Raw genomic sequence first — 21,798 nt, forward strand, 5'->3', positions numbered from 1 at the left:
CCAGGGGACAGCTCTGCGACAGAGCACCCGGGCGAACGGACTGAGCCTGAGACGGATGACGCCGTCCGTTCGGGTGGTGTCCGGTCCGTTGAGGCGTCGGGAGAGGGCTCGGCGGTGGTGGACGGCGGCTCGGCGGGTACGCGGGCTGTTTCCGGTCCGGGGGACGCCACCCGGCCGATGGGCGTCGTGGCCGGGCCGGGGGTGGCGCCGGGGGCGTCTGCGGAGCGGGGAGAGGCCGGTCCGGGCGGTCGGGAGACGGTGGACGGTGAAAAGCCCGTCGGGTGAGGTCAGCGGGACCTGGTGGTGCGGTGGCGGTCGTAGTGGCGGGCCACCCGGGCGCGGTTGCCACATCCGGGGGAGCACCATTCGCGGCGCGGGTGGTTCTTGACGAAGAACAGGATGCAGCCGGGGCCGCCGCAGGCCCGTAGCGCGGTGCGGTTAGGGCCGCCAAAGATCTCGATGGCAGAGCGGGCGATGGTGCCGAGCACGGCGTCCACCGGGTTCGCGGAGGTCATGGCCGTGACGGTGAGGTCGTCGCCGGAGGGTTCCAGGCGGGGCCAGGCGGGGGCCAGCGCCGACGCCGCGTTGAGCTCGTCGATCAGTGCCGCGGACGGGTGGTGGCCGTTGACGATCGCGCGGGTGCAGTCCCGGACGACGTCGCGCAGCCGGAGGAAGCGGCCGAGGTCGTCAGGGGCGAGCGCGGTGACGGCGGCGTCGGCCGCGCCGGGGACGAAGGCGCCCGCGTAGTCGCGCAGCCAGGCGGCTAGGTGTTCCGGCTTGGCCAGGCCCTCCTGAGGGTTGCCGCGCACCGCGTACCGGGTGTTGCCGAACTCCACGGCCAGGGGTTCGCCCAGCGTCGGGGCGCCTCCGCTCTCCAGGCTGTCGGGATCCACGAAGACCAATGGTGGCAGCCCTCTTGAGCGGCCCCGCCCCCGACAGGCGGATTGAAGCGGTCCATGCGCAGGCATGGCCGCGTGATTTCCGGGAAGCCTGAGCACAGCATCGCGACCCCGCGACCAAGATCGTACGAAGATCCCGTATGGACGGAATAACTCGGCGATCTTGGACGTTCCACCAGCCAGGCGAGGCCGATCGAAGCGGCCCCCACGATCACAGGGAGGCACTCGATGACCACGAGTAGTATTCCACGCCCCAAGTCCGGTGACGACCGGCGCCCGATCAGGTCCACCTCGCTGCGTGCCCTCGCCGTAGCCGCCCATCTGGAACGCGGCCTCGCCGCCGAGGGGCCGCCCGGCCGGGACGAGCCGAGCGTCGAGTGCACCGAGTCCGAGACGGCCTGACCACGAATCCGCACCGGCCGGGCGACCGCGGCGACGGTCGCCCGGCCGGTTCTTGCCCGCGCCCTCCCCGGCACCGCGGCCCAGGCGCTTCGTCAAGGCAAATAGGCTGGTACGACTCACATGTGATGCCCTTGAGCCTGATGTGACGAAAGAGAGCAGCGTGACGGACAGGACCATGCCCGATGCCCATCCGCTGCGCGCGGGGGATCCCGCCCGCCTGGGCGCCTACGAGATCCTCGGCCGGCTGGGCGAGGGCGGCCAGGGCTCGGTCTTCCTCGGCCGTCCCCTCGGCCCGGCGGCGTCCGCGGAGTTCGTCGCGATCAAGCTGCTGCACGCGGGGTTGACCGCCGACCCGGCCGCCCGGGGACGGTTCGCCCGCGAACTCGAGGTCGCCAAGCGGGTCGCCCGCTTCTGCACCGCGCAGATCCTGGACTCCGACGTGGACGGCGAACAGCCCTACATCGTCAGCGAGTACGTCCCCGGCAGTTCCCTGTACAAGATGGTCACCGAGAGCGGGCCGCGCACCGGCGGCGCGCTGGAACGGCTGGCCATCAGCACGCTGACCGCACTGACCGCCATCCACCAGGCGGGCATCGTGCACCGCGACTTCAAGCCGCACAACGTCATGCTGGGACCGGACGGCCCCCGGGTGATCGACTTCGGGGTGGCGCGGGCGCTCGGCGGCGGGGAGACCCAGAACGTCGGGACCCCCGCCTACATGTCCCCCGAGCACTTCAACGGCGGCCCGGTCGGACCCGCCGCCGACATGTTCGCCTGGGCCACCACCATGGTGTTCGCGGCAACCGGTCATCCGGCGTTCGGCAATGACGAGATGGGCGCGGTGATGCACCGCATCCTCACCGCCGAGCCGGACCTCGGCGACCTGCCCGAGCCGCTGCGCGCAGTGGTCGCCGCCTGCCTGGCCAAGGACCCGGCGCTGCGGCCCAGCGCACGGCAGGCCCAGGAACGCCTGGTCGGCGCGGACACCGTCCCCGGCCCCATCCCTCAGCCACCCGCCATCACGCACACCGATCCCGCCGATGGCGCGAGCGGCCCACAGGCCTCCTCCATCGGAGGGGGATACCCTCCACCGCCTCGGCACGCCCAGCACCCGAGCGGCGTCACGCCCTTCGGATCACCGCCCGGCCCCGCGTACGGCCCGGCGGGCGCCACAGGCCCGAGCAGGCCGGCAGACGCCGCAGGAACGGCGAGGACCGCAGGACCGAAAGGCCCGGCGAGGTCGGCAGGGGCGGTGAGCCCTGCGGGATCGGCAGGACCGGCGGGCTCCGCAAGCCCGATGGGCTCCGCAGGACCGGGAGGCCTCACGAGGCCGGGTGGTCCCACAGGGCCGGGTGGTCCCACAGGGCCGATCGGATCGGCGGGTCCGGCGGGTCCGCCGTCTGCGAAGCGGTCCCGGCGTGGGCTGCTCGTGCCCGCGGTGGCGGCCGTGGCCATCGCAGTGATGCTGGTCGGCGGCTCGGTGTGGATGGTCGCCCGTTCCGGCGGTGAGGGCGAGGCCGAGGCGAACACCGGCGCGGCCGCGGTGGTCCCCGGCGGGCCCGGGGGCGGCACGGCCGCGCCCAGCGGCGCGGCCGGCACGGCCGGCTCGGCAGGAGCGGCTGGCGCGGCACCGAACGGGCACCGTACCCCCGGCACGTCCCCCTCCGGCAGGCCGGGGAACTCCACGAAGCCGAAGACCGGCCAGAGCTCCCCGGCCGGTGAGAAGCCCCGTGCCAACAGGCCCGGCGGCGGGGGCGACACGGACGCCGGCGGCTCGGGCCGCGGCGGCGACGACTCCACGCCCGAGCCCTCGAACCCGTACAGCCCGCAGGCGGTCTGCGACTCCGGCGGCCACGGCGGCGGCTACTACGTCCAGCGGTCCACGACGTTCGCCGGCGGCATCGCCTACCAGCTCTACAACAGCTCGGGCTACAACTGCGCGGTCACCATCAAGACCAGGGACGTCGGCAAGTCCACCAGCGTCTGGGCCAAGATCGAGAGCCGGAGCGGCAGCTCCGACAGCGACAGCGGCTCCTTCCAGTACTACGCCGGCCCGGTGTTCGTCTACGCCAAGGGCCAGTGCGTGCGCTACTCCGGCGGCACCCCCGCCGGCAGCGGCAGCGCGTCCTGGGGCAACTGCGGCTGACCTCGGAACACCCGGACCGGGGCACGAGCGACCGGCAGCACCGAACCGCCTGGCGTCCACGCCGATGCCGGGCCAGGGAACGACCGGCACCGCACATACCGCGTCTGCCCCGATGCCGGGTCGAGGAAGGGCCTGCACCGCACATGCCGCCCCCGCCCTGATGCCGGGTCGGGGAACGGCCGGCACCGCACATGCCGCGTCGGTGCCGCGCCGGACGACGAAAAACCCCGCCGCAATTATGCGGCGGGGTCCGGTATCGGAGGGATCGGCTGCTAGTTGGAGCCGATCAGGTGATCGAAGTCGCCGTCCTTGGCACCAAGGATGAGAGCCTCGATCTCCGGTCGCGTGTAGATGAGCGCCGGGCCCTCGGGGTGCCGGCTGTTGCGCATCGCCACGCTCCCGCCGGGGAGCTCTGCCATCTCGACGCAGTTGCCCTGGGAGTTGCTGCGCCGGGACTTCTGCCACCGGGCACCGTGCAGCTCGGCGGCAGGCATTCCGTTGTAGGTCTTGAGCATCTATGTCTTCCTGAGAAGGTCGCCGAGCATCTCGACGGTGCGCTCCGGAGTCTCGCTGTCGACGCACAGGCGTTCCATCGCCTGCAGGTAGTTGTCGACGTCATCGCGTTTGTCCAGATAGAGGGCTCCGACAAGGTTCTCGACGTACACCACGTCCGGCAGGTCCGGCTCGGGAAACCGCAGGATGGAAAACGCCCCGCCCTCGGCGGCGTGACCGCCGAACCGGAACGGCATCACCTGGATGGTGACGTTGGGCAGTTTCGACATCGCAATGAGATGTTCGAACTGGCTCCGCATCACCTCGGGCCCGCCGATCTGCCGTTTGAGCGCCGCCTCGTCCAGCACCGCCCACAGCCGGGGGGCGTGAGGGGCGGTCAGCCGCTGGGCGCGCTGCATGCGCACCGTGACACGATCTTCGATCTCGTCCTCGGTGGCGCCCGCGTTGCCCAGCCGGATCACCGCCCGCGCGTACTCCTCCGACTGCAGCAGCCCCGGCACGAACTGGCACTCGTAGGTCCGGATCAGCGCGGCGGCCTCCTCCAGGCCGACATAGGCCTGGAACCACTTGGGCAGCACCTCGTTGTAACGGTGCCACCATCCCGGGGTTTTGGCGTCCCGCGCCAGCTGCAACAGCGCCTCCCGCTCCGCTTCGTCGGTGACGTCGTACAGCGTGAGCAGGTCGGCCACGTCTCGCTCTTTGAAACTGACCCGCCCCAGCTCAAGGCGGCTGATCTTGGACTCCGACGCACGGATGACATACCCCGCCTCCTGCCGGCTCACGCCCTTGCGCTCGCGCAGGCGGCGCAGCTGCGAGCCGAGCAGGATCCGACGGACCGTCGAACCGGCTCCCGGCGTCTCCGGAGTCACGCCCAACCTCCCGCTAGATGGCGGACAGCGCACTAAGTGTGCCACTCCCGTGCTGTCTCCGGGTGCTCCCTCCGATCTTGGACCGGCCCACGCCGCACGATCTGAATGCACGTGCATTGGGCCTTGCATTCGCACGCTACGATGCGCAGGATAACGCACGGGACTTCCGAGCCATGGCTACACCACGAGATCACTCTGCGGGGTCTGGGGATGACGTCACGCCACACACGCGACGAGCCGCGGTGGGGCTGGGCTCCTGTCGTTTCGGCCGGTTACGAGCCTGCCGAAAACCGGGAGCACAGCGCGGCAGCGGCCCCGATACCGGAGTCCCGGGATCTGCCCCCCGCGCTCGAACGGGGACTACGCCTGCTGATGGACGGGACCGAGGGCACGGTCACCTACATCGTCCGCCCCGACCCGGAGGCCGTCACCGCGGCACGGCACTTCACCACCTCCATGCTCGGTGGCTGGGATCTGGGCGGGCTCACCGACGACGTCGCGCTGGTCGTCACCGAACTGGTCACCAACGCCCTGCGGCACGGCGTCCCGACCCACCCCCACTTTCCGTCGGGGCCGCCGGCTCCCCTATCTCCCCTGGCGTCCTCCGTGCCCGGCTGCGACGACGCGATACGGCTCCGCCTGCTCCACGGCCGGGTCCACCAGACACCCTGGCTGCTGGCGGGCATCCTCGACGGAGGCCAGGAGGCTCCCCGGCGCAAGGAGCCCGACTACATCGCCGAGACCGGCCGCGGCCTGCACCTGGTCGACTCCTTCACCCACTGCTGGGGCTGGCGGCCGATGACCGCAGGCAAGATCGTCTGGGCGCTGTTCCGGCACCCCTGACGGCCGCCGGACGGAACACTGTCGGAGGGTGGAGGAAGAATCGCGGCATGTGCCGCAGCATCAAGACACTCCGACCGCCCTTCCAGGACGAGACCACCGACGCCGACATCCACGCCGCCGCCCTGCAGTACGTCCGCAAGGTGTCCGGCTTCCGCGCCCCGGCCGCGCACAACGCCGAGGCGTTCGACCGCGCCGTCGCCCAGGTCGCGGCGGCCACCGCCGACCTGCTCGCCTCCCTACAGGTACGCGGGCGTCCCACCGGCTGACCTTCTCCCCCTTCCGAAGGCAGCGGCCCCACGACCAGGGGCCTCCGCCTGCCCGCGGGTACGCGAGCGTTCCGGGGTCCTACCGGTTGCCGCGGTGTTCGGCCCCGCCTCCCCGTGGGTACGCGGGCGTTCCACTGATCGACCCCCCGAAACAGGGGGCCTCCGCCCTCGGGGGCTCCGATGAATCGGGCCGCCGGATAACCCCCGACCGTATGGGTATGGACAGCTACCGCACCGGCCGAAACACCCCCCGCCGGAAGGCCCCGACCCTCCCGGCGCACCGAAAGCACAGGAGTATCCGTGGAATTCGCGGTCGATCAACACGTCGAGCAGGGTGTCAACATCGTCAAGGTCTCCGGGGAGATCGACGTCTTCAGCAGCCCCCGGCTTCGCGAGATGCTGCTCGACGTCATCGAGAAGGGCCCCCTGCGCCTGGTGGTGGACCTCGGTGACGTCACCTTCCTGGACTCCACCGGCCTCGGCGTGCTGGTCGGCATCTACCACCGGCTGCGCGCCCGCAACGGCTCCATGGCGTTCGTGGGCGCCAACGAACGGGTGCGCCGGGTGTTCCACGTCACCCAGCTCACCAAGATCTTCGTCCTCCACGACACCCTGGAGGAGGCCCTCGCCGCCGAGCGGGAGGACAGCCGGGCCGGTTCCTGACCGGCCCCTTCACACGTCCCGGCACGGCCACGGGACGCTCGGGTCCGGGTACGGTGAGCCTAGATCAGGCGCTAGATCAGGCGAACGCCGTGCCGCGGCCACCTCCGGTCGCGGGCATCGACGGGACGGGAGCGTTTCGTGGCTGAACAGCCGCTGCATGAGCACACGCTCGGCAATGGGCTGCGCGTGGTGGTCTGCGAGGACCATGTCGTGCCGCTGGCCGCCGTGAACATCTGGTACGGGGTGGGTTCGCGGCACGAGCAGACCGGGGTGGACGGCAAGAGCCGCACCGGGCTGGCACACCTCTTCGAGCACCTGATGTTCCAGGGCTCGGCCAACGTCGCCGAGGGCGAGCACGCCGCGCTGATGGAGAGCGCCGGCGCCACGTTCAACGCCAGCACCTCGTTCGAGCGCACCAACTACTACGAGACCGTCCCGGTGAGCCACCTGGAGCTGGCCCTGTGGCTGGAGGCCGACCGGATGGGCACCCTGCCGGCCGCGCTCACCCAGGAGAACCTGGACAACCAGCGCGACGTGGTCAAGAACGAGCGCCGCCAGCGCTACGACAACCAGCCGTACGGCACCGCCTTCGAGCGCCTGTGCCGGCTGACCTTCCCGCCCGGCCACCCCTACGCGCACACCCCCATCGGCTCGATGGAGGACCTGAACGCGACCACCATCGAGGACTGCGTCGAGTTCTTCCGCACCTGGTACGCCCCCGGCAACGCGGTGCTGTCCATCGTCGGGGACGTGGACCCGCAGGCGGCGATCGCGATGGCCGAGCGCTGCTTCGGCGGCATCCCGGCCGGGCCCGCCGCGCCGCCCGCCCGGCCCGGCGAGGTGGCCCCACTGGCCGGGGTGATCCTGGAGGAGGTGGACGAGGAGGTGCCCTCCCCGGCCTACTTCGCGATGCTGCCGCTGCCCCCCGACGGCGGGCACGCGATCGAGGCCGCCGAACTGGCCGCCGAGATCCTCGGCGGCGGCTCCGGCTCCCGGCTCTACGACCGGATGGTGCGCCGCGACCAGATCGCCACCGAGGTGTGGACCGGGGTGACCCGGCTGGTCGGCGGCCCGTCGCTGGCCATCGTGGAGGCGATCGGGCCGGACCCCGCCAAGATCGCCGAGGTGCTGGACGAGGAACTGGCCGCCTTCGCCGCCGACGGCCCCACCGAGGACGAGACCGCGCGGGCGACCGCACAGGCCGAGCGGGGCCTGCTGGAGCGCACCGAGACGGTGACCGGGCTGGCCAACGCGCTGTCGGCCAACGCCACCCAGTTCGACGACCCGGCGCGGGTGTTCACCTCCGCCGCGCGGGCCGCCGCGGTCACCGGCGCGGAGATCAAGGACGCGGCACGGCGCTGGCTGGCCCCCGGCACCCGCACCGCTCTCAGCTACGGAGGCGCCAAATGACCACGCTGATCCCGGACTTCCCGGCGCGTCCGGTGCCCGGCCCGATCCCGCCGTGGGCGTTCCCCACCGGCACCGAGGGGCAGATCCCCGGCGGCCCCGCCACCCTGCGCTGCGACCTGCCGGGACGGCGGCTGGCGGCCGTCCGGCTGGTGCTGGACGCCGGGGCCGGCCGCGAGCCCGACGGGCTGGACGGGGTCGCCACCCTGACCTCCCGCGCGCTGCTGGAGGGCACCGAGCCCGGCGGCGGCACCAGGCTGGCCGCCCACTTCGAGCGGATCGGCGCCAGCCTGCACGCCTTCGCCGACCTGACCGCGCTGCGCGTGTGGCTGGACGCCCCGGTGACCCGGCTGGGCGAGGCACTGGAACTGCTGGCCGAGGTGCTCGGCGGCCCGGCGCTGGCCGACTCCGACGTACGGCGGCTGGTGCGCGAGCGGCTGGAGGAGATCGCGCAGGAGGACGCCGACCCGGGCTCGCGGGCCATGCGGGAGCTGCGCGCCCGGCTGTTCCCGGACCACAGCCGCCCGGCCCGGCCCACCGGCGGCTCGCCGGACTCGGTCGAGCGGCTGACCGGTGCCGACGTACGCGCGTTCTTCGCCGCCGCCTCCCCCGCCGAGGCCACCGCGGTGATCGCCGGCGACCTGACCGGAGTGGCCGCCGAGGATCTGCTGACCTCGGCGTTCGGCGGCTGGCGGACCACCGCCGCGCCGCTGCCGGCGCCCGACACCACGCCGCCCACGCCGGGGCCGCGGCTGGTGGTCGTCGACCGGCCGGGGTCGGTGCAGAGCTACCTGGCGATCGGCCACGGCGTGCCGGGCCGGGCCCATCCCGACTGGCCGACGCTGACGGTGGCCTGCCACGTGCTGGGCGGCGGGCTGACGTCCCGGCTGAACGCGCTGCTGCGCGAGGAGAAGGGCTACACCTACGGGATGCGCGCGGGCCTGCTGCGGATGCGGCACTGCGGGGTGTTCATCGCGCAGGGCGCGGTGCACACCGAGGTCACCGCCGACGCGGTGACCGACGCGCTGGGCGCGCTGCGCAGCGTGCTGGACGGGGTGGGCGACGGCGAGTGCCGGGCCTCGGTGAGCGCGCTGGCCGACCGGGCGCCCGCCGACTACGAGACCTCCCGCGCGGTGGCCTCCGAGCTGGCCGACGCGGCGGCCTCCGGGCTGGGCGTCGACTATCCGCGCCGTTACCTTGACGAGCTGCGGGCGGTGACGCCCGAGCGGATCGTCCGCGCCTACGCCGAGCACGTCTCCCAGGACGCCCTCACCGTGGTGGTCGTGGGCGACGCCGGCAAGATCCGGGGCCCGCTGGAGGATCTCGGGCAGGGTTCCGTGACCGTCGTCGAGGGCTGATCGTCGTCCTGTCCGGGGCCGGGAGGGCGCTCTCGGCCCCGGATCGGGGCGCCGGAACACCGGGACACGCCGGGGCCCGCCGCGCGATCACCGCGATACGGTCGTGGCAGGTGGTTAGGGTCGTGTCGCGGCCATGTCCCGAGGAGCGGGAGGAGCGGTATGACCACCTGGATCGTGATCCTGCTCTGCCTGGCCGTGGCCGGGCGGGAGTTGTACCTGGCCTTCGATCGCAGGCTTCCGCAGGCCCAGGCGGAGATCGTGTACCTGCGTGACCAGGTGGCCGAGCTCAGCCGGCGGCTCGACGATCCCCCGCCGCAGTCCGGGGCGGAGGAGCCCGAGCCCGTTCCCGAGGCCGAGGGGCCGCCGGCGGCGGGGCCGCTGACGCGCGGGACGGCGCCGCAGCCGCCGCGGCCGGCCCCGGCCAAGGCGACCGCCGCGGCGGCGGTCTCGGCGGCGCTCATCCGCCGGCTGGAGCGCGAACTCGGGGAGCTCACGGCCCGGCTGGCCGCCCTGGAGCACCAGGTGGGCGTCGCCCGCGACGCCGAGGCCGCCCGCGCGGCCTCGCTGGACGCGCTGGAGCAGACGGTCGGCACCCTGTACCGGGAGATGATCGACCGGCTGGAGCGCGAGGACGGCGCCGTGCGGGGCCTGCTGTTCGCCGAGGAGGCCGCGCTGGAGCCGGTGCTCACTCTCGCCTATGAGCGCTGTGTGGCCGATTCCGGCCTGCGCGTGCGGGCCAAGGAGCCCGCCGCGGGCAGCCCCTGGTGGACCGGCTACCTGCTGTCCGGAGGAGACCCCGACGAGGTCGCCGCCCGGCTGGTGGCGCAGGCGCGGTCGCTGCGCGAGCCCGGCGACCCGGCGCCGCTGAACGCACTGCTGACCGAGCTGGCCGGGCTGCGCGGCACCGGGGTCGTACGGATCGGCGCGTTCACCGCCGTCCGCATCCGCGGCACGCTGGTCTGCGGGATCCTCGGCGAGGACCCCGGCGGGGCCGACCCGGTCGAACTGGCCGCCCGCCTCGACGGCCACGCCACCACGGTCCGCTGGGACCCCGCCCGCTTCCCGCTCACCGGCTGAGCCGCCTCCGACGACCCTTCCCCGTCCCGCCGCCCGGGGCCACTCGGTACGAGCCGGGTGGCCCAGTACGAGCCGGGTGGCTCAGACGGCTCGGTACGAGCCGGGTGGCTCGGGTGGCCGGTCAGGGCCAGAGCATGCGGGCGTTCGCCTGGGTGGTGACCGTGTCCTCCTCGATCACGAAGCCCAGCGGGCACCAGGGGCGGCGGGCGGCGTCCACGTAGACGACCAGGCCGAGGCCGAGCGCCGGGTCGATATAGGCGACATGGCGCAGCGAGCGCAGCTCCTCACGGGTCTGCGCCCAGGATTCGGGCCGGGCCGGGTCGTACAGGGCCGACGTCACGGTCCGGCACGCATGCCGCCACAGCGAGCCGGCGTTGACCACCCGCGTCCCGGCCCCGCGCAGGTCGGCGACGATCACCACCCCGGCGTCGGGGCCGTCCGCCGCGTCGGCGGGACCGGACCGGTCGGCGGGCTCGTGGTCGGGCTGGATCGGGCCGCCGAACGGCCGGTACAGCGACTGCGGGTTGAGCGTGTCGATCACCAGGACACCGTGGTGACGCTGCCGGAACCCAGCCGGGGCGCCCCGGCCGCTGCCCGGCCCCACGCCCAGCGCCGTCCATCCGGGCTCGGCGGAACGGCTCGCGGTGCCCCCGCCGAGGCCGCGCACACCGGCGCCGGCGAAGTGGACGCTCAGGTCGAGGGCGAGGCCGGAGTCGTCCGGCCACACCGGGAAGGGCGCGCCGCCGTCGCCTCCGGCAGGCAGGAACGCGGCGCCGAGCAGCTCGTCCATCCGCCGGGTCAGCGTCCCGGTGACGCCCAGCCCCGGGAACGCGCCGTCGGCGACGACCAGCATGGCCTTCCATGTCACGGTGGCCGCGTACGAGCGGACGAACTCTCCGGGCAGCAGCGGATCGGGCCCCGCCTCCTCCAGCGGTGTCACCTGCGCCGGGGTGGCCGCGGTCGGCTCGGCGGACAGCCCGTGCGCCGGCGAGTACACCCGGCGCCCTTCGGGGACCGGCTCCTGCGCGTCCTCGGCAGGCTTGGCATGCCGCCCGACCGACACCACCCGCTCGGCCGCGGCAGCCTGCGGATCATCGACCACCGGCGCCCAGTCCTGGGACGCCTCGCCTTCCGACCCACCCGACGCCACCGCAGACGCACCTGCCGCGTCCGACGACGTCCCGGACACGTCCGATCCTGACGCCACAGCAGAGCCGGCCGGGGACGCCGGGGGCCCATCCGGCGCCCTCGCCACAAGCACATCCGGTGACGCCGCCGCGTCCGATGGCCTCCCGGACACGCCCGGCACCGACGCCGCAGGCGCACCCGGCCCTGACCCCTCTGACGTACCCGGCGACGTCGCCGCAGCATCCGCAGACGACGCAGACGCACCCGACCCTGACCCCGCAGACGCATCCGGTGACGGCGACCCAGCGGCCTCAGGCAGGGACGCTGACGGCACATCCGGCGACGTCGCCGCGGCGTCCGCAGACGGCACAGACGCACCCGATGGTGGTGTCGGCGACGCATCCGGTCCCGACCCCGCAGACACATCCGGTGACGGCGACCCAGCGGCTTCAGGGAGGGGCGCTGACGGCGCGTCCGGCGGGGTCGCCGTAGCGCCCGATGGTGGTGTCGGCGATGCGTCCGGCGTTGCCGGTGCGGTGTCCTGAGGCGTCGCAGGCGTGGCCGGGGCCGGCTCTGTGGGCGCGGTCGGCGGTGGCGCCGTCGGGGTACCCGGTGGCGTGGCCGCCGCGGGCTGGTCCGCGGCGGAGGCCGGCTCGGGTCGTTCCGGGGTCGGGGAGGCGCCCATACTCATGGGGTCGATCGTCGGTCCCACCGGCCGTCCGTGGCAAGTCGGTTCAGCCGAACAGGCGGGTGCACAGGCCCGCCACGCCGTCGGCGGCGTCCGGGCCGGGCGGTAGCACGGTGAGCAGGGCCTGGGACTCGGTGGTGTCAAGCCGTAGCCGTACCCGCACGTCGCGGCGCGTCTCCCGGGGGTCTGGGGCGCCGTGCGCGGCGGCCACGTCGGCCGGGCCGATCGGCACGGTTTCGGGCAGTTCCGCGAAGGCCGAGCGCTGCCCGGCGCGCAGCTCCTCGACCCACAGGTCCAGCAGCCTGCGGGCCAGCCCGTTGAGCAGTTGCCCGCAAGGCTCCACCAGGTCGGCCGGAACGTCCTCGGCATGCAGTTCCGGCAGCCCGAAGCGGGCCAGCCCCTTGGTGTTGAACCAGAAGCCGGCCGGGCCCTCGGTATGCGCCAGCAGCATCCAGTCGACCAGCCGGGTGTGCCCGCGTTCGTCGGGCAGCGAGCGCCACAGCCGGTCCGGGTCGAGCACCTGCGGGGTGAAGACGTCCACCACCGGGGCGTCCAGGGCGGCGCCCAGCGCACCGGCGACCGCGCGGGCCGCCCACTCGTGCGCGGGCGGCCAGCCCGGCTGGTAGGCCGCGCGGACCGCGCACACATGGGTGGCGGCGGACACCTCGGCGACCTGCCCGGAGGACGCGCCGAACGCGGCCAGCAGGTCGGTCGGCAGCGGCGGGAACTTGCCGGCGGGCCGCAGGTCGAGGGTGAGCAGCGGGCTGCCGAGCATGCCCAGCGCCAGCTCCCGCAGCGGTGCCGGGACCCGCCGCGTCACCTGCTCGCGGGCCAGCTCCATCGGATCGCCCGGCGGCGCCCCGGCCGCCACGGCGTACGTGCCGTGCACCATCTCCGGCACCGGCAGCGTCAGCACCTCGCCCAACTGATCCCCCGAACCCGCGTCGTCAATGGGACAGACCCTACCGATCAACAACAAAAAGGATCTTAGAAAGAATCTGTCGTAAAGGCGACAAAAATCTTCCAACCGCGTACAGCGCACTCTTCCGCCCGCGTGACCCCAGAACGCGTGCGTTACAACCGGTCACTCATGCCGCGATTGCAACACCCTGACCACAAGCGGCAAAAGCCGCTTGTCACGCATTGACACACATCCGGCCCGGACGGACGATCGCCCCGCCCCCCGCCGCCCCGACGACCCTCCGCTGGAGGCGCGATGATGCGCAGACACTTCCGGAAACGAACCCCCCTGTCCATGGTCGCCGTGGCGGCGCTCCTGACCGGAGCACTCGCCGCCACCCCGGCCCAGGCGTCCCCCAAACCGGCCGACGCCGCCTTGCAGCGCGTGGACGTCTACACCGGCGACCTCGGCAATGAGCAGCTCAAGGCGCTGCAGACCGCCGGGATCGACCACGCCGACGTGGTCGTCACCAAGGGCGCCCGCGGCAACGCCCGCGACGCGCGGATCCGCGTCGAGCTCACCATCACCGGCGTCCAGGCCCGCGAGTTGGCCAAGCGCGGGGTCAAGCTGACGCTCAAGAAGATCGAGGGCAAGACGGCCGCGCAGCGTTCGGCCGCCGCCCAGGAGAAGGTCTTCCGCCCCTACAGCGGCGAGGGCAACATCCGCGAGGAACTGCTCCAGGTCGCCAAGGACCACCCGGACATCGCCAAGACGGTCGACATCGGCCGCAGCCTCCAGGGCAAGCCGATCACCGCCGTCCGGGTCAGCAAGGGCGTCGCCAAGCTCAAGGACCGGCAGCGCCCGGCCGTGGTCTACCAGGCCACCCAGCACGCCCGCGAGTGGATCACCCCCGAGATGGTCCGCCGGCTGCTGCACCACTATGTGGACGGTTACGGCACCAATGCCGAGCTGACGAGGATCGTCGACACCACCGACCTGTGGTTCGTCCCGGTGGTCAACGTCGACGGCTACGACCACACCTTCACCGACGACAACCGGCTGTGGCGCAAGAACCTGCGCGACAACGACGGCGACGGACAGATCACCGGCCAGGACGGCGTCGACCTCAACCGCAACTTCCCCTACAAGTGGGGTTACGACAACGAGGGCTCCTCCGACGTCCGCACCAGCGAGACCTACCGCGGCGCCTCGCCCGGCTCCGAGCCGGAGACGCAGGCCCAGATCAAGCTGTACGAGCGGGTCAGGCCCACGTACGCCATCAACTGGCACTCGGCCGCGCAGCTGTTGCTGTACGGGGTGGGCTGGCAGGCCCTCACCCCCAGCCCGGACGACCTGATCCACACCGCCATCGTGGGCGACACCGACAACCCCGCGGTGCCCGGCTACATCCCGCAGCTCGGCGCCCAGCTCTACACCACCAACGGCGAGACCGACGGCCACATGGAGAACTCCTTCGGCACGCTGACCCAGACGCCGGAGATGTCCACCTGTGACTCCGCCGCCAGTTCCGATCCGGACGACGCCTGGGAGCCGGAGGACTGCGGCAGCGTCTTCGAGTTCCCCGACGACGAGACGCTGATCAAGACCGAGGTGGAGAAGAACTACCGCTACGCCATCGACGTCGCCAAGTCGGCGCACGCCCCGGACAGGCCGTACTCGCCGGTCGGCCGGACCGTGCCGGACTTCGCCGTCGACGAGTTCGGCACGTCCTACGGCTCCTCCCAGACGGCCGCGTCGGTGATCCGCCGGTCGCTGCGCGACAAGCGGATGCACTACCGGATCAACGGCGGCAAGGCCCGCTCCACCGACGTGCAGGAGTGGAAGGGAGGCGAGCGCTTCGGCCGGGACGGCACCCACTACTTCGCCGAGTACCGCGGCAAGGTGAAGGGCCAGAAGCCCGGTGACAAGGTCGAGGTGTGGTTCTCCGGCGTCCGGTCCGGCAAGGGCGGGGGCCAGGTCGCCAGCAAGCACTTCACCTACACCGTCCGCTCCGACCAGGGCGCCGAGGTGCTGGTCATCGCGGACGAGGACTACAAGGGCGTCAACCCGACCTATCCGGCCGGGACCAACACGCCCCGCTACGCCCAGCAGTACGTCGACGCGATCAAGGCCAACAAGATCAAGTCGGTGGTCTGGGACATCGACCGGGACGGCGTGCCGCACGACCTCGGCGTGCTGGGGCACTTCGACGCGGTGGTGTGGTACCTCGGTGACAACCGGCTGACCCAGGACGCGGTGGACGACCCGGTGAACTCGGTGGTCGGGCCGTTCCCCGACTCCCAGGTCGCCGACCGCGCCAAGGATCTGGTGCTCAACGTCCGCTCCTACCTCAACGAGGGCGGCAAGCTGCTGCACACCGGCGAGACCACCAGCTACTTCGGCCCGCTGCGCGGCGCCAACGGCGGCGGGATCTACTACGGCCTCAAGGGTCACCCGGAACAGCCGTGCTTCCTGTCCTCCAGCTTCCGCGACGACTGTGAGCTGCTGTCGGACGACTTCGTGCAGTACTACCTCGGCGCCTACGACCGGGCCGTGGTGGGCGCCCCGACCGGGTTCACCGGCGAGGGCCGTCCCTACGACGGCCGGGACGCCGGGCTGGCTGGCACCGCCACCAACCCGCTCAACGAGGTCGGCGGCTTCCAGGTGACCAGCACGGTGCTGCCGTCCGACGAGTTCCCGCAGTTCCGCAGCTGGAAGGGCGGCGACTACGTCGGGGCGGCCGGGCCGTACGAGCCGATCGAGGGCCAGTGGTACGTCGCCGGGACGCACCAGGACGCCCTCTACCGGCGGCTGACCCGCACGATCGACCTGACCTCGGTCACCGCCGCGCAGGCGCCCACCCTGCAGGCGCAGCTGACCTTCAGCACCGAGACCGGGTACGACCACGTCATCGTCGAGGCGCGCACCGAGGGCGGCGACGACTGGACGACGCTGGCCGACAAGAACGGGCGGACCTCCTCGGCCCTGCCGGCCGAGTGCTCGGCGGGCTTCCTGCTGGCGATGCACCCGCACCTGCGGCACTACATCACCGGCGGCAACCCCTGCTCGGCCACGGGCTCGTCCGGAAGCTGGAACTCCTTCACCGGCGAGTCCGGCGGATGGATTCCGGGGGCCTTCGACCTGTCCGCCTACGCCGGCAAGAAGGTGGAGGTGTCGATCGCGTACGTGACCGACCCGTTCACCGGTGGCACCGGAGTGTTCATCGACGACACCCGGGTCACCACCACCGGCGGCGAACTGGACGCCGAGGGCTTCGAGTCGGGCCTGGGCCCGTGGGCCATCAACGGCGCACCTGAGGGCAGCCCCGGCAACGCCAGTGAGTTCGTCCGCTCGCAGGCCCTGATCGACTCCGTCTCGGCGGTGGTGACCAGGGACACGGTGCTGCTCGGCTTCGGCGTCGAGCAGGCCGCCACGCAGGCCGACCGCAACCTGCTGGTCGGCCGCGCGCTGCGGTACCTGCTCGGCTGACCACCGCAGCACCCGAACCCCGAAGGCCCCGGCCGCCTCCACCGGCCGGGGCCTTCGGCCTGTCCGGCACCGGCTCCGGGCGGTGCCCGCCCCGTCCGGCGATCATCGCGACAAGGTTTTGAACAAGATTGTGAGGCACGCCACGCAACCTCTTTGCCGTTTCCAGGCGTCTTCATGAGCAGAACACAACCGATGGGCGACCACACCTGATCGCACGTGGCCCGCGACGTCCCGTTCCCGGGAGGCCGTCCGGCCCCGCCGATCACGTCGCCGCCCGGCCCCGTCCCCGCGAGGCCGGACGACATCTCCCGCGCTTGATCCGCCCCCGGCCGCGCGCCGGTTTCGAACCCGTGGGCGGGGCAGGACGTACATCCGAACGACGTACGTCAGGGAGTTCACGAGTTCTCATACAGGTGTCCGCGGTGGACCACCGCCACGAACGCCGAGGAGCCCATCCAGTAAGGGGGCGGAGGGGGTCCGCCCAGTGACGAGTCAACCTACAGGAGCGATGATGGCCGCTGCCGCCACGCCGCGCGCAGAGGATCTCGTGCGATACGAGCGCGACGTGCTTCCGTACACCGACCCGCTCTACGCCAGCGCAGTGCGCATGACCCGTAACACGGCCGATGCCGAGGACCTGGTACAGGAGACCCTGGCCAAGGCGTACGTGAACTTCCACCAGTTCAAAGAGGGCACGAACCTGAAGGCCTGGCTGCATCGCATCCTCACCAACAACTTCATCAACTCCTACCGCAAGAAGCAGCGGGAGCCGCAGCGCGCCGGACAGGACGAGATCGAGGAGTGGCAGCTGGCCCGCAGCGCCTCCCAGGCGGCCGGATTCCGTTCCGCCGAGGCCGAGGCGCTGGACCGCATGCCCGACAACGACATCATCGCCGCCCTGCGGGCGCTGCCCCGGGAGTTCCGGGACGCGGTCTACCTCGCCGACGTGGAGGGCTACTCCTACAAGGAGATCGCCGAGATGATGGGCACGCCCCTGGGCACCGTGATGTCGCGCCTGCACCGGGGCCGCAAGCAGCTGCGGGAATCCCTCGCCAGGTACCGCAACGCCGCCCTGGCCGCCTGACACCGGCGGGTCCGGCGCCCCGCGTTCAACACATAGGGTGATGTTCTCGATACATTAGGTGACAGTACTGTCATCTGTTCTCGGGAGCGTCGATGCCTCATCTGGCCGCCACCACACTCACCGGCGCGGCGCTGGTCGCGCTGCTGCCCGCCGGGATCGTCCTGGCCGACACGCCGTCCCGGTACGACCGGCCCGCGGCCGGGACGCACGGGACGCATCTGAAGCTGACCGTGACCTACCCGGGGGCGCCGGTCTCCAGCGCCCGCACCGTCACGCTGCGGTGCGACCCGGCCGGCCGGGATCATCCGCACGCGGCCGCGGCGTGCGCCGACCTGGACCGCTCGCACGGCCGCTTCCTGCACGACCCGCGCCAGACCATCTGCACGATGGAGTACCGGCCGGTGACCGCCAAGGCCACCGGCAGGTGGCAGGGCCGCGCCGTCAGCTTCACCAAGTCGTTCCCCAACGCCTGCGTGATGGACGCCCGCACCGGCGCGGTCTTCCGCTTCTGAACGCCGCGGCCCCGCAGACACCCGGCCCGGCGGCCCGGCCGACGCGGCGGCACACCCAGCCCGGCGGCACACCCGGCCCGACCCGGCCGGCCCGCAGACGTCTGGCCCGGCCCGGCCGGGCGTCTACGGGCCGGAATCCGGCATCCCCGCCGAGCGCCCGCATAGGAGCGGTCCCTATGGGTAAGGCGCCTTCACCCGGAAGGAAGGCGGGTGCCGTGCCACCCAGGATCAGGGAAGTCATGTCAGCCGCACCGATCATGGTGCCCCTGGAGACGACCCTGGCCGAGGTGGCCCGCCTCATGCGCGACCGGGGCATCGGCGACGTTCTCGTCACCTCCGCCGGCCGGTTGTGCGGCATCGTCACCGACCGGGACATCGTGGTCCGGGCCGTGGCCGACGGTCTGTCGGCCGTCGTCACCACCGTCGGCGACATCTGCAGCGCGGGGCCGGCCACCGTACGCCCCGACGACGACACCGCCGCCGCGGCCGCGCTGATGCGGCGGCACGCGGTCCGCCGCCTGCCGGTGGTGGAGGGTCACCGGACGGTCGGCATCGTGTCGATCGGCGACCTGGCGATCGTGCACGGCGACGACCCGGTGCTGGCCGACATCAGCAAGGCCCCGCCCAACGTGTGACGGGCCGTGCGCGGGGAGAGGAAGCGAACCAGATGACGCAGCCGGATCGCCGCCACCGCACCGGCCGGGCGGGCCTGCCGGCCCGTCCGGACTGGGACGACGGCCCCGCAGTGGATACCGTGGGACCCATGGCCACCTCGGACACCGTCATCACCGACGAGCTGGCGATCGAGATCGCCCGGCTGGGCCTGGTCCGCGAGTCGTCCGACGTGGCGACCCTGCACCGGGTCACCCAGCTGGCCGCCCGAGCGGTGACCGGCTGCGCGGGCGCCACCAGCCTGCGCTGGAGCACGGGCGGCGCCCCCGAGCCGCTGACTGTCGCCAGCAGCCATCCCGACCTGGCCGAGCTGGTCGACCTGCAGCTCGCCCGCGGGGAGGGGCCGATCTTCGACGCGGTGCGCAGCCGCCGCCCGGTCAGCTGCGATGACGCCCTCGCCGAGACCCGCTGGCCCGGCCATGTGGCCGCCATGCTGCGGCGCGGGGTGCGCTGCTTCACCACCACCGTGCACGAGTACGACCAGGTGCTGATCACCCTGACCGTGTACGGGGTGGTGCCGGGGGCGCTCGACCCCCGCCAGCAGGCGCTGGCCTCGCTGCTGCTGGCCCAGGGCGGTGCGGCGGTCTCCAACACCCACCAGTTCGACGACGTCCACCGCACGGCCGTCCAGCTCCAGCAGGCGGTGGAGGCGCGGGCCGTGGTCGACCAGGCCAAGGGCATCCTGATGCACGCGCTGGGCTGCGACGCCGAGCGGGCGTTCGCCGAGCTGCGCCGGATCTCGCAGACCCGCCATGTCAAGCTGACCGCCATCGCCCAGCGCATCGTCTCCGGCCAGGGCCTGCCCGACGATCCGCCGCCTGGCCGGGACGAGGCCGAGCGGGCCTGACCAGCGCCTGTAGTGGGCATCACCTTAACGGGACCCGCAACATGCCCCTGGCAGGCATAAGCTGCGCTCATCGGTCCGCGCAGTGGATCCGGCGCCCGCCGCGCCGGAGAACCGAGTGGTAAGAGGGAGTCCTGCATGCCGGAACAGCTCGAACCGGGCGTTCTCATGCGCGAGATCAGCGACCTCGAGGGGCGGATCGGGGATCTGCGGCAGGCCGCCGCCATGCCCGAACCGGATCTGCGGGCCACCCTGGACGCCGCGCTCGTCGAGCTGGAACTGGCCCTGGCCGCGCTGCGCACCATGGGCACCGGCCAGTCCAGCGCCGAGGGCCGCACCGCCGCCGCCGAGGCCGAGCGCCGGGTGCTGCGCACCGTCTTCCAGGACGCCCCGGTGCCGCTGTTCCTGCTGGACCGTGACAGCAGCGTGCGGCGGGTCAACCGGCAGGCCGCCACACTGCTGGGCACCTCCCCCGGCTACGTCTCCGGCAAGTCGTTCACCGTCTTCTGCGACCTGCCCACCCGGGCGGCGCTGCGGTCGCAGCTGGCCGCCGTGGTACGCACCGGCCGCCGCCGCCACGCCCAGGTCCGCTTCCTGAGCCGCAACAAGCCCGTCGAGGCCGTGGTGACGCTGGCCCGGGTGTGGATCAGGGGCGAGCCCGACCCCATGGTGGTGGCCGCGGCCACCCCCGCCTCCGGCGGGATGCCCGTCCCGGACAAGCCCAGGCGGGAGGAGGCCGAGGACGAGGCGGTCGCCACCGTCGTGCACCGGATGGACGTGCTCGCCACCGCCAGCGAACTACTGCTGGACGAGCCGGTGTTCAACGAGCAGGTCGCGGTCCGCCGCTGCGCCCGGCTGCTGGCCTCCGAGCTGGCCGACTGGGTGATCGTCGACGTGGCCCAGGACACCCCGGCCGGCACCGGGCGCGCCCCCGACCTGCGCCGCCAGGTCGTGATCGGGCCGGGCGGCGAGCGGGCCGAGGAGCTCACCCACCTGCTGGAGGACCTGAACCCGGCGCCCGGCACCCTGCCGCAGTCGGTGTTCACCGGCCGGCAGGGCACCCTGCACCCGCACGTGGCCGAACTGTCGATGCTGGGCTCGCTGCCCGACGGCAGCCCGGTGTGCGGCGCGATCAGCGCCACCTCCGTACTGTGCGTGCCCATCGAGGACGGCCGCCGCTGCCTGGGCACCATCACCCTCACCGGCAGCGGCGAGCACGGCCCGTTCGACCTGATGGACCTGGGGGTCGTCCAGCGGCTCGGCCGCTACCTGGGGCTGGTCATCCGGGCCGCCCGGCTGTACCGGCGCCGCGCCGAGGTCGCCGCGTCCCTGCAGGCCAGCCTGCTGCCCAAGGCGCTGCCGGCCATCCCCGGCCTGGAGGTGGACGCCCGCTACCTGACGGCCACCCGGGGGGTGGAGGTCGGCGGCGACTTCTACGACGTGTTCCCGACCGGCACCGGCTGGGGCTTCGTGCTCGGCGACGTGTGCGGCAAGGGCGAGGAGGCCGCCGCGGTCACCGCCACCGCCCGGCACGGGGTCCGTCTGCTGTCACGCTGGAAGACCGAGCCCGCCGAGGTGATGAGCATGGTCAACCTGGCGCTGCTCAGCGAGGACCGCTTCGTCACCGCCATCCTCGCCGGGATGGAGACACTCGACGACGGCATCCGGCTCACCCTGACCACCGCCGGCCATCCCCCCGCGATCGTGGTCCGCCAGGACGGCCTGATCCGCACCACCGGGGGCGGCGGCGTCCCCCTCGGCCTGTTCGAGGACTTCGAGCCGGCCATCGAGTCCATCGACCTGGCCGAGGGCGACACGGTCTTCCTGCACTCGGACGGGGTGCTGGACGCCTGCACCATGACCCGCGAGCGGTTCGGCCACGAACGGCTGATCGAGACCCTGGCCGCCAGCGCCGCCCTCCCGGTCCGCGAGATGCTGCTGGCGGTGGAACGCGCCCTGATGGACTTCTGCGACGGCGACCTGAGCGACGACGTGTCCATCCTCGCCCTGCGCGTCCTCCCCCAGACCCTCAACTAG

At 72.7% G+C, this 21,798-nt stretch carries 19 protein-coding genes; 14 read left to right on the forward strand and 5 right to left on the reverse strand.

Translation table 11 applies throughout. The features are described 5' to 3' along the window. Positions 1–287 precede the first annotated feature (287 nt). Positions 288–893 (reverse strand): CGNR zinc finger domain-containing protein, encoded by a 606-nt coding sequence (locus C4U03_RS37535; RefSeq protein ID WP_200827738.1) that lies wholly within the window; start codon positions 891–893, stop codon positions 288–290. A gap of 234 nt (positions 894–1,127) precedes the next feature. Between C4U03_RS37535 and C4U03_RS40860 the strand changes: the two genes are divergently transcribed. Then, complete coding sequence (locus C4U03_RS40860; RefSeq protein WP_160147234.1) at positions 1,128–1,301, forward strand: hypothetical protein; 174 nt, start codon at positions 1,128–1,130, stop codon at positions 1,299–1,301. Positions 1,302–1,461: 160 nt separating this feature from the next. After that, the gene (locus C4U03_RS42745) at positions 1,462–3,447 is read left to right on the forward strand and encodes a serine/threonine protein kinase (RefSeq protein ID WP_268817580.1); all 1,986 of its coding nucleotides are present in this window, start codon (positions 1,462–1,464) and stop codon (positions 3,445–3,447) included. 272 nt (positions 3,448–3,719) lie between these two features. Here the strand turns inward: C4U03_RS42745 and C4U03_RS37545 are convergent, their stop codons facing one another. Further along, entirely contained in the window at positions 3,720–3,962 is a 243-nt protein-coding gene (locus C4U03_RS37545) for a DUF397 domain-containing protein (RefSeq protein WP_103944564.1), read from the reverse strand. Next, a complete protein-coding gene (locus C4U03_RS37550) occupies positions 3,963–4,829 on the reverse strand; it encodes a helix-turn-helix domain-containing protein (RefSeq protein ID WP_200827739.1) in 867 nt (288 codons plus the stop codon). Positions 4,830–5,201: 372 nt separating this feature from the next. Between C4U03_RS37550 and C4U03_RS37555 the strand changes: the two genes are divergently transcribed. The 6 genes from C4U03_RS37555 to C4U03_RS40865 all read left to right on the forward strand — a co-directional run bounded on the left by C4U03_RS37555 (position 5,202) and on the right by C4U03_RS40865 (position 10,443). Next, entirely contained in the window at positions 5,202–5,672 is a 471-nt protein-coding gene (locus tag C4U03_RS37555; protein WP_103944565.1) for an ATP-binding protein, read from the forward strand. Between the two features lie 47 nt (positions 5,673–5,719). After that, the gene (locus tag C4U03_RS37560; protein WP_103944566.1) at positions 5,720–5,938 is read left to right on the forward strand and encodes a DUF2277 domain-containing protein; all 219 of its coding nucleotides are present in this window, start codon (positions 5,720–5,722) and stop codon (positions 5,936–5,938) included. Between the two features lie 300 nt (positions 5,939–6,238). Further along, entirely contained in the window at positions 6,239–6,601 is a 363-nt protein-coding gene (locus C4U03_RS37565) for an STAS domain-containing protein (RefSeq protein ID WP_103944567.1), read from the forward strand. 138 nt (positions 6,602–6,739) lie between these two features. Further along, entirely contained in the window at positions 6,740–8,011 is a 1,272-nt protein-coding gene (locus C4U03_RS37570; RefSeq protein WP_103944568.1) for a M16 family metallopeptidase, read from the forward strand. Beyond that, complete coding sequence (locus C4U03_RS37575) at positions 8,008–9,366, forward strand: M16 family metallopeptidase (RefSeq protein WP_103944569.1); 1,359 nt, start codon at positions 8,008–8,010, stop codon at positions 9,364–9,366. The genes C4U03_RS37570 and C4U03_RS37575 overlap by 4 nt, the downstream gene beginning before the upstream one ends. 159 nt (positions 9,367–9,525) lie before the next feature. Beyond that, positions 9,526–10,443, forward strand: a complete 918-nt coding sequence (locus C4U03_RS40865) for a hypothetical protein (RefSeq protein ID WP_160147235.1) — start codon at positions 9,526–9,528, stop codon at positions 10,441–10,443. Positions 10,444–10,564: 121 nt separating this feature from the next. On the opposite strand, the gene C4U03_RS37585 is transcribed toward C4U03_RS40865, so the two are convergent. Both C4U03_RS37585 and C4U03_RS37590 read right to left on the reverse strand, forming a co-directional pair. Beyond that, entirely contained in the window at positions 10,565–11,593 is a 1,029-nt protein-coding gene (locus C4U03_RS37585; RefSeq protein WP_146087670.1) for a hypothetical protein, read from the reverse strand. A 712-nt stretch (positions 11,594–12,305) separates the two neighbouring features. Continuing rightward, positions 12,306–13,175, reverse strand: coding sequence for a hypothetical protein (locus C4U03_RS37590; RefSeq protein WP_268817581.1), 870 nt, complete (start codon positions 13,173–13,175; stop codon positions 12,306–12,308). A gap of 300 nt (positions 13,176–13,475) precedes the next feature. On the opposite strand from C4U03_RS37590, the gene C4U03_RS37595 reads away from it, so the two are divergent. From C4U03_RS37595 to C4U03_RS37620, 6 genes are all read left to right on the forward strand, one after another. After that, positions 13,476–16,649, forward strand: coding sequence for a M14 family metallopeptidase (locus tag C4U03_RS37595; RefSeq protein WP_200827740.1), 3,174 nt, complete (start codon positions 13,476–13,478; stop codon positions 16,647–16,649). 511 nt (positions 16,650–17,160) lie between these two features. Then, complete coding sequence (locus tag C4U03_RS37600; RefSeq protein WP_200827741.1) at positions 17,161–17,733, forward strand: sigma-70 family RNA polymerase sigma factor; 573 nt, start codon at positions 17,161–17,163, stop codon at positions 17,731–17,733. A 92-nt stretch (positions 17,734–17,825) separates the two neighbouring features. Next, positions 17,826–18,245, forward strand: coding sequence for an SSI family serine proteinase inhibitor (locus C4U03_RS37605; RefSeq protein WP_103944572.1), 420 nt, complete (start codon positions 17,826–17,828; stop codon positions 18,243–18,245). Positions 18,246–18,484: 239 nt separating this feature from the next. Further along, positions 18,485–18,880, forward strand: coding sequence for a CBS domain-containing protein (locus tag C4U03_RS37610; RefSeq protein ID WP_235018370.1), 396 nt, complete (start codon positions 18,485–18,487; stop codon positions 18,878–18,880). Between the two features lie 128 nt (positions 18,881–19,008). Next, positions 19,009–19,764 carry an ANTAR domain-containing response regulator gene (locus tag C4U03_RS37615; RefSeq protein WP_103944599.1) on the forward strand — a complete coding sequence of 252 codons (756 nt, stop codon included), beginning with the start codon at positions 19,009–19,011 and terminating at the stop codon, positions 19,762–19,764. A 135-nt stretch (positions 19,765–19,899) separates the two neighbouring features. Then, positions 19,900–21,798, forward strand: a complete 1,899-nt coding sequence (locus C4U03_RS37620) for a SpoIIE family protein phosphatase (RefSeq protein ID WP_103944574.1) — start codon at positions 19,900–19,902, stop codon at positions 21,796–21,798.

The sequence above is a fragment of the Thermomonospora echinospora genome (genome assembly GCF_900108175.1).
Taxonomy (GTDB): domain Bacteria; phylum Actinomycetota; class Actinomycetes; order Streptosporangiales; family Streptosporangiaceae; genus Thermomonospora; species Thermomonospora echinospora.